The following is a 16,725-nucleotide window of genomic DNA, read 5'->3' as shown; positions in this document are numbered from 1 at the left end:
TGCGGGCGGCTGTGGTGCCGCGCGTCTCGCATCCACTTTCTGTCAAGGGAAAAGACTGTGCATTTCCTCGCCGTCCTGAGTATGAAGAACCGCGCGCTGATCGCGCTCGTCACGATCGTGGCCGCGGTGTTCGGCGGCCTGGCGCTGACGAACCTCAAGCAGGAGCTCGCGCCGACCATCTCGTTCCCGCAGCTCGCGATCATCACCAGCTACCCCGGCGCATCGCCCGAGGTGGTCAACAACGACGTGAGCACGCCGGTCGAGACGGCCATCCAGGGCGTGCCGGACCTCGAGAGCACGTCGGCGGTGAGCAGCACCAACCAGTCGATCATCACGGCGAAGTTCACCTACGGCACCGACCTCGCGACCGCAGAGCAGAAGATCGACCAGGCGATCAACCGCATCAAGTCCACGCTGCCGAGCAACGTCGACCCGCAGGTGTTCTCCGGCAGCATCGACGACTTCCCCGTCATCCAGCTCGCCGTCACCAGCGACCAGGACTCGCGCGCGCTCGCCGACAAGATCACCAAGCTGGTCATCCCCGACATCAAAGACGTCTCCGGCGTCAACGACGCCCAGCTCGTCGGCGAGGTCGGCCAGCGCATCACCATCACCCCGGACAGTGCCAAGCTCGCCGCCGCCGGCGTGACCAGCCAGTCGATCAAGGATGCGCTGCAGCAGAACGGCGTCCTCATCCCGGGCGGCTCGATCACCGAGAATGGCAAGACGCTCTCCGTGCAGTCCGGGGCGAAGCTGAGCTCGATCGACGACATCGCCGGGCTTCCGCTCATCCGGTCGGCGGGTGCATCCGGTGCTGGGGCGTCTGGTGCTGGCGCAGGTGCTGGCGCGGGTGCTGGTGCCGGTGCCGCCGCAGCTGCTGGCGCTGCCGGGGCAGGAGCGACCGGGGCGACCGGCTCGACGGGCGCAGCTGACGCAGCCGCGGCCGCCGCTGCCACCGCAGCAGCCACCCCGCCCACCATCGGCGACGTCGCGACGGTGCAGAAGACCGACGACCCCACCACCTCCATCTCGCGCGTCGACGGCAAGCCGGCGCTGACCATCGCCGTCACCAAGCTGCCGTCTGCGAACACCGTCGAGGTCTCGCACGGCGTCAGCGCCCTGATCGACGACCTGCAGACGAAGCTCGGCGACGGCGCGAAGATCACCGTCGTGTTCGACCAGGCGCCGTTCATCACCCAGTCGATCAACTCGCTCACCGAGGAGGGCCTGCTCGGCCTCCTGATGGCCGTGATCGTCATCCTGATCTTCCTGCTGTCGATCCGCTCCACCCTGGTCACCGCGATCTCGATCCCGACCAGCGTGCTCATCACCTTCATCGTGATGTGGGCGACCGGCTACACGCTCAACATCATCACGCTCGGCGCGCTGACCATCGCCATCGGCCGTGTGGTCGACGACTCCATCGTGGTCATCGAGAACATCAAGAGACAGCTCGTTGCCGGCGTCGACAGGGCGGCGACCATCGTCAAGGCCGTGCGCGAGGTGGCGGGGGCGATCACCGCATCCACCATCACCACCGTCGCCGTGTTCCTGCCGCTGGCGTTCGTCGGCGACGTGACCGGCGAGCTGTTCCGGCCGTTCGCGCTCACGGTCACCATCGCGCTGCTGTCGTCGCTGCTCGTCTCGCTGACGATCGTGCCGGTGCTCGCATACTGGTTCCTCCGCCCGCCGAAGGCGCGCAAGCACGAGGGTGGCGTCGAGGCGTCCGACGCATCGCACCTGTCGATCGAGGAGGCGATGGCCGCCGGCGAGGACGAGCTGGAGCACCCGTCGCGATTGCAGCGCGGTTACCTTCCGATCATCCACTGGACGCTGAAGCACTCGGTCGCGACCGTGCTCATCGCGGTGGTCGTGCTCGTCGGAACGCTGGCGCTCACCCCGCTGATGAAGACGAACTTCCTCGGATCCACGGGCCAGAACACGCTCACCATCACGCAGACTCTCGCGCCGGGCACCTCCCTGCAGGCGAAGGACGACGCATCCAAGGTGGTCGAGCAGAAGCTCATCGACACCAAGGGCGTCAAGACGGTGCAGGTCTCGATCGGGTCGAGCGGGGCATCCCTGCAGGCCGCGTTCACCGGCGGCGGCGGCAACACCACGTTCTCGGTGACCACCGACCCGGATGCCGACCAGGATGCGCTGAAGAGCACCATCGAGGACGAGCTCGCGGCGGTGAAGGACCAGGGCGACATCGTCGTCTCCGCGCAGAGCGGGTTCGGCGGATCGAGCGATATCGAGATCGACATCACGGCCACCAGCAACGAAGACCTGCAGAAGGCGACGGATGCGGTCGTCGCCGAGGTCAAGAAGCAGGACTCGGTCAAGCAGGTCACGGACAACCTCAGCGCGTCGCTTCCGTACGTCGCGGTGAACGTCGACCGTTCCAAGGCGGCAGCGGCCGGTCTGAGCGAGGTCGCCGTCGGCGGCATCGTGTCGCAGGCCATGCAGCCGACGCAGGCCGGTTCCGTCGCACTCGACAACACGACGCTCAACATCTACATCCAGAGCGACAACCCGCCGTCGACGGTCGCCCAGCTGGCCGACCTGCAGATTCCGACGGTCACCGGTCCGGTTGCGCTGAGCACACTGGCGTCGGTCGAGGAGACCAACGGTCCGTCCACGGTCACCACCGAGCGCGGCCTGCGCACCTCGACGGTCACGGCCACCCCGGCCACCGACAACCTCGGCACCGCGAACGCCGCGGTGACCACGGCGCTCAAGGACGCGAACCTGCCGTCCGGGGCCACGGCCAAGATCGGCGGAGTCTCCTCCAGCCAGTCGGACGCGTTCTCGCAGCTCGGGATCGCGCTGCTCGCGGCCATCCTGATCGTCTACATCGTGATGGTGGCGACGTTCCGGTCGCTGCGCCAGCCGCTGCTGCTCCTGGTCTCCGTGCCGTTCGCGGCGACAGGCGCCATCGCGCTGCAGATCATCTCGGGCATCCCGCTCGGCGTCGCGTCGCTGATCGGTGTGCTGATGCTGATCGGCATCGTGGTGACGAACGCGATCGTCCTCATCGACCTGGTCAACCAGTACAGGAGACGCGGGATGTCCGTGCCGGAGGCGGTGGCGCACGGCGCCTCCCGCCGTCTGCGCCCGATCCTGATGACGGCGCTCGCGACCATCGCGGCCCTCACCCCGATGGCGATCGGCCTCACCGGCCACGGCGGCTTCATCTCGCAGCCGCTCGCCATCGTGGTGATCGGCGGCCTGGTCTCGTCCACGCTGCTCACCCTCGTGGTGCTGCCGACCCTCTACAACCTCGTCGAGGGCGCGCGCGAGCGCCGGGCGGCGAAGCGCGCCCGGAAGGCCGCAGCGGCCGGAGGGCCGGATGCCGGCTCGGGTGACGGAGCTGGCGGGAGCGGTACCGGCGGCGGCGACGGGGGCCCCGGCGCGCCGGGTGCGCCGGGTGCGCCCGGAGGGCCGGGCGAGTCCGGTGGCCCTGGATCCGGCGGCCCGGCGGCAGCGCCGCCCGTCTGGACGGCGCCCGCAGGCGGCCAGCAGCGCTAGCGACCACGAACGGGCCGGACTCCTCGGAGTCCGGCCCGTTCTCGCGCCCGGGGTCTCGTGCCCGGGGTCTCGCATCCGGGCCGGTTCTCGCACCCGTGCCACCCGCGCATCGCGCGCGCTGCGCGAGATGCCAGTAACTGTCGCGAAACGCCCGGGATGCGGCGCAGATACTGGCATCTCGCGGAGAGGGTCGCGTCCGAGATACCAGACGCGGGACGCCGCCCCACCGCCCGGAGGGGCAACCGGGTTGCTACCGTCGCGGTATGAGCACGCGTCAGCTGTCCGTCGATCCTCTGTGGCCCCGCGCTGGGGCGTGGCCGTCGCTTGACGGCATCCCCGGCGATGGGGCGGTCGATCTGGCGTTTCTCGGCATTCCGACCTGGCACACGTCGCTGTCGGCAACCGGAGCGAGGGAGACACCGGCAGCGGTTCGGGAGGCGCTGCGCTACTACGCGGCGTTCGTGCCGGGCTCCGAGGTGGAGCGGCTGGCGTTCGCCGACGCCGGGGATGTCGACGAACCCGACGGGCCGGAGGGCGAAGGGCGCGCCATCGCCGCGATGGCGGACGCGGTCGGCCGTTCGCGGGTGACGGTTGCGGTGGGCGGGGACAACGCGCTCACCGTTCCCGCCGCCCTCGGCGCCTGGGGCGACGCGCTGCCGACCGCCGGGCTGATCACGCTCGACGCGCACCACGACCTGCGCGACGGCGTCTCCAACGGGTCGCCTGTGCGCCGGCTGGTCGAGGCCGGGCTGGACGGGCGGAGGGTGGTGCAGATCGGGATCGCCGACTTCGCGAACTCGTCCGCGTACGCAGCGCGGGCGGAGGCGTACGGCATCACGGTCGTGCCCCGGGATGCGCTGCACGCGCGCCCGATCGACGACGTGATGGCCGAGGCGCTCGAGATCGCCGGCGCGGCCGGCGGGCCGGTGCACGTCGACCTGGACGTGGATGTGTGCGACCGGTCGGTCGCGCCCGGCTGCCCGGCGTCGGTGCCGGGAGGACTGGCCGCGTGGGAGCTGCGGCGGTTCGCCAGGCTGGCGGGCGCATCCGGGGCCGTGCGGTCGGTGGACATCGCCGAGGTGGATGCGACGGCCGACGCGCCGGACGGACGCACCGTCCGGCTCGCGGCGCTGCTGGTGCTGGAGGTCGCGGCGGGGCTGGCGTCCCGCGGCTGAGGTTTACCCGAGCAGCGTGCCCGTCACCCCACCTGCACCCCGGCCCGATACGTCGCCGCCACCAGCGGCACCCCCGGCCGGTACGCCAGGTGCACATACCCGGGCGCGCGCAGTACCGCGAAGTCGGCGCTGGCCCCCGGCGCGAGGTGTCCGACGTCGTCGCGGCGCAGCGCAGCCGCGCCGCCTGCGGTCGCCGCCCACAGCGCCTCCGCGGGCGTCATCCCCATGTCGCGCACCGCGACGGCGATGCAGAACGGCATCGACGACGTGAACGACGAGCCGGGGTTGCAGTCGCTCGCCAGTGCGACGGTGACGCCCGCGTCGAGGAGGCGGCGCGCATCCGGGTACGGCTGGCGGGTGGAGAACTCGACGCCGGGCAGCAGCGTCGCCACCGTGCGGGAGGCGGCCAGCCGGGCGATGTCGTCGGGCGTGAGGTGGGTGCAGTGGTCGACGCTCGCCGCGTCGAGGGAGACCGCGAGGGCGACGCCGAGACCGGGGGCGAGCTGGCTGGCGTGGACGCGCACGCCCAGCCCGCGGGATGCGCCGGCCGACAGGATGCGGCGGGACTGCTCCGGCGTGAAGGCGCCCGTCTCGCAGAATACGTCGATCCAGCGGGCGTGGGGCGCGCACGCGTCGAGCATCGGGCCGACGACGAGGTCGACGTAAGCCTCGGGATCGTCGGCGTACTCGGCCGGGACGACGTGGGCGCCGAGGAAGGTCGTCTCCGGCGTCACGCGTTCGGCGAGGCGCAGCAGTCTGGCCTCGTCGTCGACCGTGAGACCGTAGCCGCTCTTGATCTCGAACGTGGTGGTGCCCTGAGCGTGCAACTCGGCCACGAAGTCGTCGAGGCGGGAGGCCAGCTCGGCGTCCGTGGCGGCGCGCGTGGCGGCCACCGTGCTGCGTATGCCGCCAGCGGTATACGGCTGGCCGGACATCCGCGCCTCGAACTCGGCGGCCCTGTCTCCGCCGAAGACGAGGTGCGTGTGGCTGTCGACGAAACCCGGGATGAGCGCTGCCCCGTCGACATCCAGCACCTCGGCGGTGGCGGCCAGGTCTGCGAATTCCGGGGGCACTGCACCGGATGCACCCGCCCACACCACCCGCCCATCGGTCACGAGGAGGGATGCAGACGGCACGAGCCCGAGCATCCCCGGCCCGGCCGGATCGTTGGTGACCAGCTCGCCGATTCCGGTCACGAGCAGGGTGGATGAACCCGCACCACCCGTGCCCACAGCGCCAGCCCCACCTACAGCACCCATCCTCACCCCTCCCGCATCGGGATGCGCAGGCCGCGATCTTCCGCGACCTCCACCGCCCGCTCGTACCCGGCATCCACGTGCCGCATCACGCCCGTGCCCGGGTCGTTGACCAGCACGCGCTCGATCTTCTCGGCGGCGAGCGGCGTGCCGTCGGCGACGATCACCTGTCCGGCGTGGATGGATCGGCCGATGCCGACGCCGCCTCCGTGGTGGATGGACACCCAGGTGGCGCCGGATGCGGTGTTCAGCAGGGCGTTGAGCAGCGGCCAGTCGGCGATTGCGTCGGATCCGTCCGCCATCGCCTCCGTCTCGCGGTACGGCGAGGCGACGGAGCCGGAGTCGAGGTGGTCGCGGCCGATGGCGATGGGGGCGGAGAGTTCGCCGCTCGCGACCATCTCGTTGAACTTCAGGCCGGCCAGGTGGCGTTCCTTGTAGCCGAGCCAGCAGATGCGCGCCGGCAGGCCCTCGAAGTGCACCTTCTCGCTCGCCTGCGTGATCCAGCGGTGCAGGTGCTCGTCGTCGGGGAACAGCTCCAGGATGGCTCGGTCGGTCGCCGCGATGTCGGCGGGGTCGCCGGACAGCGCCGCCCAGCGGAACGGGCCCTTGCCCTCCGCGAACAGCGGCCGGATGTACGCGGGCACGAAGCCGGGGAAGTCGAACGCGCGCTCGTAGCCTCCGAGCCGGGCCTCCGCGCGGAGGGAGTTGCCGTAGTCGAAGACCTCGGCGCCCGCATCCTGGAATCCGACCATCGCCTCCACGTGCTTGGCCATCGACGCGCGGGATGCGGTGGTGAAGCCCTCCGGGTCGGCCGCGGCGGCGTCGTGCCATTCCTCCACCGTGTAGCCCTCCGGCAGGTAGCTGAGCGGGTCGTGCGCGCTGGTCTGGTCGGTCACCACGTCGATCGGCACGCCGCGCGCCAGCAACTCCGGGAAGACCGTGGCCGCGTTGCCCACCAGGCCCACCGACAACGGGACGCGCGCCTCCTTCGCGGCGACCACCCGGGCGACGGCGTCATCCAGGCCGGTGGCGAGCTCGTCGAGGTAGCCGTGGTCGATGCGGCGCTGCAGGCGGGTCTCATCGACGTCCACGATGAGCACGACGCCCTCGTTCATCGTCACGGCGAGGGGCTGCGCTCCGCCCATGCCGCCCGCCCCGCCGGTGAGGGTGATCGTGCCGGCCAGGGTGCCGTTGAACCTCTTCGCCGCGACGGCGGCGAACGTCTCGTACGTGCCCTGCAGGATGCCCTGGGTGCCGATGTAGATCCACGATCCGGCCGTCATCTGGCCGTACATCGTGAGGCCGAGCGCTTCGAGGCGGCGGAACTCCGGCCAGGTGGCCCAGTCGCCGACGAGGTTCGAGTTGGCGATCAGCACGCGCGGAGCCCACTCGTGGGTGCGGAAGACGCCGACCGGCTTGCCGGACTGGACGAGCAGGGTCTCGTCCGGTTCGAGGTCGCGCAGGGTGCGGACGATCGCGTCGAACGCCTCCCAGCTGCGCGCGGCGCGGCCGGTGCCGCCGTAGACGACCAGGTCGTCCGGGCGCTCGGCGACGTCCGGGTCGAGGTTGTTCATGAGCATCCGGAGCGGCGCCTCGGTCTGCCAGCTCTTCGCGCTGATGGTGGTGCCGCGCGGGGCGCGGACCTCTCGTGCTCCCTGCATTGCTGTCTCCTCGTCGGTGAGTGGAAGTCGGTGGTGGATGTGGGTGGGCTCAGCCGAGCGGCCCTGTGACGCTCTCCGCCGCTGCGAGCACGCGGCCGGACTGTACGAGCGCGACGACCGCCTCGATCTCCGGCGATAGGTAGCGGTCGGATCCCGGTCCCGCGACCACGTCGCGCACCTCGGCGATGACGGCCCCGGTGGCCGCACCGGGGAGGAGCGGCCGACGCAGGTCTGCGCCGCGCGCGGCCGTCATGATCTCGATGGCGAGCACCCTGCCGAGGCCGTCGACCGAGCGGCGCAGCTTGCGGGCAGCCGCCCAGCCCATCGAGACGTGGTCCTCCTGCATCGCGGACGACGGGATGGAGTCGACGGACGCCGGGGACGCCAGCCGCTTCAACTCGGAGACGATGCCCGCCGCGGTGTACTGCGCGATCATCAGCCCGGAGTCGACGCCGACCTCGTGGGCGAGGAACGGGGTGAGGCCCTGGTTGCGGGCGGGGTCGAGGAACCGGTCCGTGCGACGCTCCGACATGCTGGCGACATCGGCGGCGACGATCGCCAGGAAGTCGAGCACGTACGCGACCGGCGCCCCGTGGAAGTTGCCGTTGGACTCGACCCGGCCGTCGAGGGTGAGCACCGGGTTGTCGATCGCGGAGGCGAGCTCGCGCTCGGCGACGATGGTGGCGTGCGCGAGAGTGTCGCGCGCGCCGCCGTGCACCTGCGGGGCACAGCGCAGCGAGTACGCATCCTGCACCCTGGTGCACTCCGGACCCTTGTGGCTGGCGACGATCGGCGACCCGGCGAGCAGCGAGCGCAGGTTCGCGGCGGCGACGGACTGGCCGTGCTGCGGGCGCAACCGCTGCAGGTCCTCGGCGAAGACGGCGTCCGTGCCGAGCAGGGCCTCCACGCTCATCGCCGCGGCGATGTCTGCCGTGCGGAGCAGCGCGGTGAGATCGTGGATCGCGAGGGCGAGCATCCCGAGCATCCCGTCGGTGCCGTTGATGAGCGCCAGGCCCTCCTTCTCGGCGAGGACGACGGGGGTGATTCCTGCGGCGGCCAGGGCAGTGGATGCGTCGACCAGCTCGCCGTCGACCCGCACCTGGCCCTCGCCCATCGCCGCGAGGGCGCAGTGGGCGAGCGGGGCGAGGTCGCCGGAGCAGCCGAGCGAGCCGTACTCCCGCACGACCGGGGTGATGCCCGCGTTGAGCAGGGCGGCGTAGGTCTCGACGGTGGCGCGCTGGGCGCCGGTGCGGCCGGTCATCAGGGTGGACAGGCGCAGCAGCATGAGCGCGCGGACGACCTCGCGCTCGACCTCGGGGCCGGAGCCGGCAGCGTGCGAACGGACCAGGCTCGCCTGCAGCTGGGCACGGCGGTCGCTCGGGATGAACGTGGTCGCGAGCGCCCCGAAGCCGGTCGAGATGCCGTAGTGCGGTTCGACGTCGTCTGCGAGTGCTTCGACGATGGCGCGCGAGGCCTCGACCTGATCGAGGGACTCCGGTTCGAGGACGATGTCCGCGCCGTGGCGGGCGACGGCGACGACGTCGGCGACGCTGAGCGGGTGGGCGCCGACGGTGACGGTGTGCGTGGTGTGGAGCATGATCCGATCTCACCCCCTCGCGTGGGCGCGTGTCCCGGCTGTACACTCATCCCCGTCCGGGATCCCAGACACTGCGGGCGATAGCCTCTGCGGGGCAGGGCAAGTCAGGCGAGGCTGGGCGGAACGGAGGCGGGCGCGTGAGTAAGGTGCCGGCGGCCGAGAATACGCTGCGGATACTGGAGTACTTGAGCGCGCAGCGCGGGCCGGTGCCGGCGGCGACGGTGGCTACGGCGCTGGGGTTGCCGCGGTCGACGGTCTACCACCTGCTGACGGTGCTGGGCGATCACGGGTTCGTGCTGCACTTCCCGGAGGCGAAGCGGTACGGGCTCGGGGTGGCCGCGTACGAGCTCAGCTCGGCGTTCTCTCGGCAAGAGCCGCTGAGCAGGCTGGGCCGTCCGATCCTTGCTTCGCTGGTCGACGGCATCGGCGAGTCGGGGCACGTGGCCGTGCTGCACGGGCGAGACGTCGTCTACATCGTCGAGGAGCGCGCGCCGCGCCGCCCGCGTCTGGTGACGGATGTGGGCGTCCGCCTGCCGAGTCACCTCACCGCGAGCGGCAGGGCGCTGCTCGCCACGCTCCCGGCCGGACAGCTGCGCGCGCTCTACCCGGATGCTGCCGCGTTCGAAGACCGCACCGGCGCCGGTCCGCACACCTATGGAGAGTTGAAGCGGGTCGTCGCCGAGGTGCGCGAGCGCGGCTACGCGACCGAAGACGGCGAGGTGACGCCCGGCTTCGCCTCGGTCGCGGTGCCCGTGCGCGACCACGCCGGGTGGCCGGCGGCGGGCATCGCCGTCACATTCCCGCGCGAAAATATAGCCCGCGACCAGTGGGATGCGCTGGCCTCCCGGGTGGCCGACGCGGCCGCAGAGCTGTCTCGGCGCATCCGGGGTAGCTGACCGCTACGGTGCCGACGCCGCGGAGTTGACCTGGCGCATCCGGGGCAGTTGACCGCTACCCCTCCGCCAGCGTCACCGTGGTGGTGTGGCGCTCGCCCGCGCGCTCGAACTCGACCTTCACGGTGTCGCCCGGTTTGCTGGTGACCTGGATGGCGGTGAGCACGTCGATGCTGACCGCCGGCGCTCCGTCGATGGTGGTGATGATGTCGCCGGGACGGATGCCGGCGCTCGCAGCGGGGCCTCCGCGAACCACCGACTGGACGAACAATCCGTCGCTCAACCCGTAGTGCTGGGCGACCGCGTGCGGGATGGGGACCGCATCCAGCCCGGCTGTCGGGTAACTGACACTGCCGGTGTCGATGAGCTCCTTCGCGATCGGCATGGCCAGCGCCTGCGGGACGGCGAACCCGATCCCGACGCTGCCGGTGCTGCGCTGGCCGTCCTCGCCGGGAACGGTCGCGATGGCCGAGTTGACGCCGACCAGGCGGCCGTCGCAGTCGACGAGCGCGCCGCCGGAGTTGCCGGGGTTGATCGACGCATCCGTCTGGATGGCACCCACCAGGATGGCGTTGCGATCGTCGTCGCTCGGCACGGGAACGGTGCGGCCGAGCGCGCTCACGATGCCGGCGGTGACGGTGCTCGACAGGCCGAGCGGGGCGCCGAGTGCGACCACCGGCTCTCCGACCACGAGGCGGCCGGAGTCGCCGATGGCGATCACGGACAGCGACTTCTCGTCCTCCACCTTGATGACGGCGAGGTCGGTCTTCGGGTCGCGGCCGGTGAGGGTGGCGTCCGCGGTGTGGCCGTCGCTGAACCGAACGGTCAGCTTCCCGCCGGAGGCGGCGGGGGAGATGACGTGGTTGTTGGTGAGGATGTAGCCGTCGCTGCTGATGACCTGCCCGCTGCCCGTCCCCGAACCCGCCGGGCCGACGACGTTGATGGTGACGATGCTCGGCAGTACTCGGTCGGCGACCGCGGCGGCGTTGCAGCTGCCGCCCGCACCGGAGGACAGCGCGACGGTGGTGACGGTCCCCGCGATGAAACCGCCGGCGATCAGGATGAGGGCGGCGGCGGTCACGAAGCCGGCGATCAGCCAGGCGCGGCCGCTGGCGGACGGGGTGACGGATGGGGTGACGGATGGGGTGTTGCTGAGACCGTCGTCACCGGGCGGCGTCGCGCCCCTCGTCTCGTCGCTCATCGCCGGCCCCTTCCCTCGATGGCGCCAGGCTAGCGCTCAGGCGTCGCCGCCGCTAGAGAACACGGGCCTGCGCGAGCCGCTTGGCGTAACAGACGGAGTGCGGGTCGCCCACGTACGGGCCGAAGTTCGGGATGCGCGTGTACCCGTTGCGCTCGTACAGCGCGATCGCCGCATCCTGCAGCGGACCCGTCTCGAGCTGCAGCGTCTCGACACCGGCCGTCACCGCTGCGCCCTCCACGGCGGCGAGGAGGGAGGAGGCGAGGCCGCGGCCCCGCGCATCCGGGTGGACGAACATGCGCTTGAGCTCGGCGGAACCGTCGGGCTTCACGACGAGGGCGGCCATGCCGATCGCGCGCCCCGTCTCGTCGCGGCCGACGAACACGGTCACGCCGGGCGCCTCCAGCTCGGACACGTCGAGCAGATAGCAGCTGTCCGCCGGGTACAGCGCGAAGGTGAACTCGTCGCCGAGGCGCAGCAGTTCCTCCACGTCGGGCGTGCGAGGTGGTTCTGCGGCGAGCGCGGTGTGCATGCCCACGATCGTATCGAGCCCGCGGCGGCGGTGGATGCGCGCGCCGAGCAGCGCGCACGGCGGACGCGCGGCGCACCGGGTGGATGCGCGCGCCGACGCCTCAGGCCGCCGCGAACCGCCTGGCCGACCGCTCTTTCAACTTCGCGGCCTCCTCGTCCCGGTTCTTCGGCGGCGCGTTGGTGACGAGGTCGTCGAGGAGGTGCTGCGTGAGGTGGGCGATCTCGGCGACCGCGCGGTCGAAGGCCTCTGCATTGGCTTTCGACGGCTTGGTCGTTCCGCTGATCTTGCGCACGTACTGCAGGGCGGCCGCGTGGACTTCGTCGCTCGTCGCGGCCGGTTCGAAGTTGTGGAGCGTGTGAATGTTCCGGCACATGCCGACCAGGGTACGCCGCCGCTGCGCCGAATGGTCGGGCGATTGCTCGGCTTGCAGGTGGCGAGGCGAGCGCCTATAGTCTCTGTAAACGTTCTTGTAAACGTTTACGAAACCCACCTTCGATGATGCAGGGAGCACCATGGCTGAGAGCAGGAAGTCGACGCTCGTCCTCGTGGCGGAGCGCGCGGGAGTCTCGATCGCCTCGGTCTCCCGGGTGCTCAACGGGCTGCCGGCCTCTCCCCAGCTCACCGCGAAGGTGCGCGAAGCGGCGGATGCGCTCGGCTACGTCCCGGACGCCACAGCACGCTCCCTCAAGGTCGGCCGCACCGACCAGATCTCGTTCGCCGTGGCCGACGTCGGAAACCCCGTCTACGTGGCGATGATGCACGAGGTCTCCCGCGTCGTCTCCAAGGCGGGCTACCGCCTCGTGCTCTCCTCGACCGGCAACGACCCGCAGGACCAGATCGACCTGCTCAGCAGCCTCAACCGCGGGTTCGTCGACGGGCTCCTGCTCAGCCCGCTGCGCGTGACGGAGCCCCTGGTGGATGCGCTGCGCGCCAGCCGCCTCCCCATCGTCATCATCGGTTCTCTCCCGGCGGGCGTCGAACTCGACAACGTGCGCGCCGACTCCGTCGCGGGCATCGGCCTGGCCGTCGAGCACCTCGTCGGCCAGGGACGCAAGCGCATCGCGTTCGTCAACGGCCCCGTCGACACCGTTCCTGGTGCCGCCCGTCTCAGCGGGTACCTGACCGCGATCGAGCGCTTCGGACTCAGCACGAGCGCCGACGTGCAGGTCGCGGCGTCCGACTTCACGTACAAGGCCGGTCGCAAGGCCGCCGCGAAGCTGCTGCGCCAGTCGACCCCGGATGCGATCGTCTGCGCCAACGACCTCCTCGCCGTCGCGACGCTGAAAGAACTGACCAGCCGCGGCGTGCGCGTTCCGGAGGACGTGGCCGTGGTCGGCATGGACGACACGGACGCCGCCGAGCTCGCCAACCCGTCCATCACCAGCGTCGACCTCGGTTCTGGCAAGCGCGCGAAGGCGGCGGCGAAGCTGCTGCTGCGTCGCCTCGCCAACCCGGATGCTGCGGTCAAGCAGGTGGTGATCGAGCCGACGCTCTCGGTGCGCGAGTCGTCCGTCGTCGGAGGGAAGAGCACCAACGCCCCCGCCGCCGCCGCCAACACAACCACCACCGAGGAGGTGCAGGCATGACCACCTCCGCCCCCGTGATCCTCGCCCCCGGCGACGCAGCCAAGACCCCCAAGCGCCGCCGCCGCAACCGCGGCGGACCCGCGGGCGGAAGCGGCCGCGACGCCTGGCTGCTCGTCCTTCCCGCGCTCATCCCCGTCGTGCTGTTCAGCGTCTACCCGCTGGTGCAGGGCATCTTCCTCGGCTTCACCGATGCGCGCGCCGGACTGAACCTGCCCGTCAACTTCAACGGCGTCGACAACTACGTCAAGCTGGGCTCCAACCAGCTGTTCTGGAACTCGTTCGGCATCGGGCTGGTCTGGGCGTTCAGCGTCACGATCCTGCAGTTCCTCGCCTCGCTCGGCCTCGCCCTGCTGCTCAACCTCAATCTCCGGCTGCGCTGGCTGGCCCGCACGCTCGCCCTCGTGCCGTGGGCCATGCCCCCGGTGATCATTGCGATCATGTGGCGCCTGATGCTGAACCCGAGCTACGGGCCGATCAACCAGATGCTGAAGGCCGTCGGGCTGCCGAGCGACATCAACTGGCTGGGGAACGCATCCATCGCCCTGCCCGTGGTGATCATCGTGGGCGTCTGGGCCGGGATGCCGCAGACCACCATCACCCTGCTGGCCGGGTTGCAGAGCGTGCAGACCGAGCTGCTCGAAGCCGCAGCCATCGACGGCGCGGGCACGTGGAGCAGGTTCTGGCACGTCACGCTGCCTGCGCTTCGCCCGATCATCGTCGCGATCACCACGCTCGACCTGATCTGGAACTTCAACTCGTTCGCCCTCGTCTACGTGCTGACGGCGGGCGGGCCGGGAGGCACGACGATGCTGCCGATGCTGTTCGCGTACAACGAGGCGTTCCGGTACGGCAACTTCGGGTACGCCGCCGCGATGGGCAACGTGATGGTCGTGGTGATCGCGATCTTCCTGTTCGCCTACCTGCGCGGCCAGATGAGGAGCCGGAACTCATGAGCGCCACGAACACCAGCATCCAGAACACAGCGGCGGAGGGCCAGCACCAGGTCCAGCGCCAGCGCCAGGGCGGCCGTAAGCCGGAGTCGTCTCAGAGCGGGTCGCTGCGCCGCGGCAGGATGATCGGCCGCCCGCTGCAGTACCTCGCGCTGTTCGCGTACATCGTCTTCCTCGGGTTCCCGCTGCTGTTCCTGCTGACGGCCGCGTTCAAGACCCCGCGCGAGCTGCAGTCGCCGAACCCCGGGTTCTTCCCGTCCACGCTCAACTGGGACAACTTCGCCCAGGCGATCGAGAAGGCCAACCTGTTCACGGCCGCGGGCAACAGCCTGATCGTCGCCGTCTGCACCACGGTGCTGGTGACGCTCATCTCACTGCCTGCCGCATATGCGCTCGCCCGGTTCCGCACCAAGCTGCGCGGGCTCGCGACCGGCTGGATCCTGCTCAGCCAGGTCTTCCCGTTCATCCTGATCATCATTCCGCTGTTCCTGGTGCTGAAGAACATCGGCCTCATCAACAGCCTGTTCGGGCTGATCCTCGTCTACACGGTGTGGTCGCTGCCGTTCGCGCTCTGGATGCTGCAGGGCTACGTGGCCGGCATCCCCGTCGAGCTCGAAGAGGCCGGAGCGATGGACGGAGCCACCCGGTTCCGCACGCTGCGCTCCATCGTGCTCCCGCTCCTCGCGCCCGGGCTCGTCGCCACCAGCCTGTTCACGTTCATCTCGGCGTGGAACGAGTTCTTCTTCGCCCTGGTGCTCATCCAGGACCCCAACCTGCAGACCCTGCCGCTGGCGCTCGCCCGCTTCGTCGGTGCGGAGGGCCAGGTGCAGCTCGGGCAGCTCGCCGCCGCCTCGCTGCTCGCGACCATCCCGAGCCTGGTCTTCTTCATGCTCATCCAGAAACGCCTCACGTCCGGTCTCCTCAGCGGAGCCGTCAAGGGCTAGAACACCCGCATCACCCCCACCACATCGAGAGTCGAATCAACAGAAAGAGGTGTGCAATGCGCACAACAACCTTCGCCCGTCTGGGCGTTGCGGTTGCCGGCATCGTGGCCGCGTCGCTCGCACTGTCCGGATGCTCCACGTCTGGCAGCTCGGACGCCTCCAGCGGCGGCAAGGTCACCCTGACCTTCCAGTCGCTGGCCTACCAGGACACCACGGTCGCCGCGACCAAGGAGATCGTGGACTCCTGGAACAAGAAGAACCCGGACATCCAGGTGAAGCTCCGCCAGGGCAGCTGGGACAACGTGCACGACCAGCTGGTCACGCAGTTCCAGGGCGGTACGGCCCCGGACATCATCCACGACGAGTCGGCGGACATCATGGGCTTCGCCAACCAGGGCTACCTCGCCGACCTCAGCAAATACCTCGACGCCGACGTCAAGAAGCAGGTCTCCAAGGACGTCTGGAGCTCGGTCACCACCGGAGACGGGAAGATCGTGGCGGCGCCGACGCTGCTGCAGTCGTACGTGGTCTTCGCGAACACCGACGCGATCAAGGCGGCGGGCGCCGAGGTCCCGAGCGGCAAGACGCTCAGCTGGGACGACTTCCAGGACCTGTCGAAGAAGCTCACCTCGGGCGGCAACTTCGGCACGGGATGGGGTCTGAAGCAGCCCACCGCCACCGTCATGAACCTGGCGCTCGGCTTCGACGGCACCTTCTTCACCAACAAGGACGGCAAGTCCACGATCAAGGTCGGCGACGACGAGCTGCAGGTGCCGAAGCGCATCAACGAGATGGCGTACACCGACAAGTCGCTCGACCCGACCTCGCTGACGCAGAGCGGCACGGATGTGCTTCCCGGCTTCTTCGGCGGCAAGTACGCGATGTACGTCGGCGGCAACTACGTCGCCCAGCAGATCACCGAGTCCGCGCCCGCCGGCTTCAACTGGGCCGTCCTCCCGCCGCTGGCCGGCTCGGACGGCGCCGCTCAGGCAGCCAACCCGCAGACGATGTCCGTCTCCGCGCAGAGCAAGCACATCGAGCAGTCCGCCAAGTTCATCAACTACTTCATGGATGCGGCCAACCAGGCGAAGCTCGCAGAGGGCGACTGGCTGATCCCGGCATCGGCCGCCGCGCGCGACCAGGTCGCGAAGGACACCTCCGGCAAGAACGGCTGGGAGGCCATCCTGAAGTCGGGCGAGGCGCTGAAGGCCGCTCCGTTCCAGGGGGCGACGAACTACCCGCAGTGGAAGGACCAGTACGCGACTCCCGCCCTGCAGAAGTACTTCGCCAACTCGATCTCGCTGGACGAGCTCAAAAAGCAGCTGACGGACGGCTGGTCGGCCGTCGGCTGACCTGGCCGGCCTGCTGACCTGCTGAACACGGCGACAGAGAACAACGGAAA

13 protein-coding genes are annotated in these 16,725 nt (G+C 70.2%); 7 read left to right on the top strand and 6 right to left on the bottom strand.

The features are described from left to right. Positions 1–57 precede the first annotated feature (57 nt). On the top strand, positions 58–3,531 hold the full coding sequence (locus AC1ROC_RS08180; protein WP_492999380.1) for an efflux RND transporter permease subunit: 3,474 nt from the start codon (positions 58–60) through the stop codon (positions 3,529–3,531). A 263-nt stretch (positions 3,532–3,794) separates the two neighbouring features. Further along, on the top strand, positions 3,795–4,706 hold the full coding sequence (locus AC1ROC_RS08175) for an arginase family protein (protein WP_085371320.1): 912 nt from the start codon (positions 3,795–3,797) through the stop codon (positions 4,704–4,706). A 23-nt stretch (positions 4,707–4,729) separates the two neighbouring features. Here AC1ROC_RS08175 and hutI read toward each other — a convergent pair whose 3' ends face one another. Genes hutI through hutH form a run of 3 tightly spaced genes read right to left on the bottom strand, consistent with a single transcriptional unit; the run spans position 4,730 to position 9,220 of the window. Continuing rightward, positions 4,730–5,965, bottom strand: coding sequence for an imidazolonepropionase (hutI, locus tag AC1ROC_RS08170; protein ID WP_492999379.1), 1,236 nt, complete (start codon positions 5,963–5,965; stop codon positions 4,730–4,732). 2 nt (positions 5,966–5,967) lie between these two features. After that, a complete protein-coding gene (hutU, locus tag AC1ROC_RS08165; protein ID WP_492999377.1) occupies positions 5,968–7,623 on the bottom strand; it encodes a urocanate hydratase in 1,656 nt (551 codons plus the stop codon). A gap of 49 nt (positions 7,624–7,672) precedes the next feature. Further along, positions 7,673–9,220: a histidine ammonia-lyase gene (gene hutH, locus AC1ROC_RS08160; protein WP_492999376.1), complete on the bottom strand. Its 1,548-nt coding sequence runs from the start codon at positions 9,218–9,220 to the stop codon at positions 7,673–7,675. 137 nt (positions 9,221–9,357) lie between these two features. On the opposite strand from hutH, the gene AC1ROC_RS08155 reads away from it, so the two are divergent. Continuing rightward, a complete protein-coding gene (locus tag AC1ROC_RS08155; RefSeq protein ID WP_492999373.1) occupies positions 9,358–10,116 on the top strand; it encodes an IclR family transcriptional regulator in 759 nt (252 codons plus the stop codon). Between the two features lie 55 nt (positions 10,117–10,171). On the opposite strand, the gene AC1ROC_RS08150 is transcribed toward AC1ROC_RS08155, so the two are convergent. The 3 genes from AC1ROC_RS08150 to AC1ROC_RS08140 all read right to left on the bottom strand — a co-directional run bounded on the left by AC1ROC_RS08150 (position 10,172) and on the right by AC1ROC_RS08140 (position 12,216). After that, the gene (locus tag AC1ROC_RS08150; RefSeq protein WP_492999371.1) at positions 10,172–11,314 is read right to left on the bottom strand and encodes a S1C family serine protease; all 1,143 of its coding nucleotides are present in this window, start codon (positions 11,312–11,314) and stop codon (positions 10,172–10,174) included. A 52-nt stretch (positions 11,315–11,366) separates the two neighbouring features. Then, positions 11,367–11,843: a GNAT family N-acetyltransferase gene (locus AC1ROC_RS08145; RefSeq protein WP_492999369.1), complete on the bottom strand. Its 477-nt coding sequence runs from the start codon at positions 11,841–11,843 to the stop codon at positions 11,367–11,369. Positions 11,844–11,943: 100 nt separating this feature from the next. Further along, positions 11,944–12,216: a DUF2277 domain-containing protein gene (locus AC1ROC_RS08140; RefSeq protein ID WP_085370566.1), complete on the bottom strand. Its 273-nt coding sequence runs from the start codon at positions 12,214–12,216 to the stop codon at positions 11,944–11,946. Positions 12,217–12,355: 139 nt separating this feature from the next. Here AC1ROC_RS08140 and AC1ROC_RS08135 point away from each other — a divergent pair, with 139 nt between their 5' ends. The 4 genes from AC1ROC_RS08135 to AC1ROC_RS08120 are packed head-to-tail and all read left to right on the top strand — an operon-like array spanning position 12,356 to position 16,675. Further along, positions 12,356–13,429, top strand: coding sequence for a LacI family DNA-binding transcriptional regulator (locus AC1ROC_RS08135; RefSeq protein WP_492999366.1), 1,074 nt, complete (start codon positions 12,356–12,358; stop codon positions 13,427–13,429). Next, on the top strand, positions 13,426–14,382 hold the full coding sequence (locus AC1ROC_RS08130; protein ID WP_085370564.1) for a carbohydrate ABC transporter permease: 957 nt from the start codon (positions 13,426–13,428) through the stop codon (positions 14,380–14,382). The genes AC1ROC_RS08135 and AC1ROC_RS08130 overlap by 4 nt, the downstream gene beginning before the upstream one ends. Continuing rightward, a complete protein-coding gene (locus tag AC1ROC_RS08125) occupies positions 14,379–15,323 on the top strand; it encodes a carbohydrate ABC transporter permease (protein ID WP_179150844.1) in 945 nt (314 codons plus the stop codon). The genes AC1ROC_RS08130 and AC1ROC_RS08125 overlap by 4 nt, the downstream gene beginning before the upstream one ends. 56 nt (positions 15,324–15,379) lie before the next feature. After that, positions 15,380–16,675, top strand: coding sequence for an ABC transporter substrate-binding protein (locus AC1ROC_RS08120; RefSeq protein WP_492999364.1), 1,296 nt, complete (start codon positions 15,380–15,382; stop codon positions 16,673–16,675). Positions 16,676–16,725 lie beyond the last annotated feature (50 nt).

It is taken from the genome of Leifsonia sp. GW821-FHT13C05 (assembly GCF_058806515.1).
The sequence above is the reverse complement of the archived record's forward strand: the minus strand, read 5'-3'. Positions and strand labels throughout refer to the sequence as shown.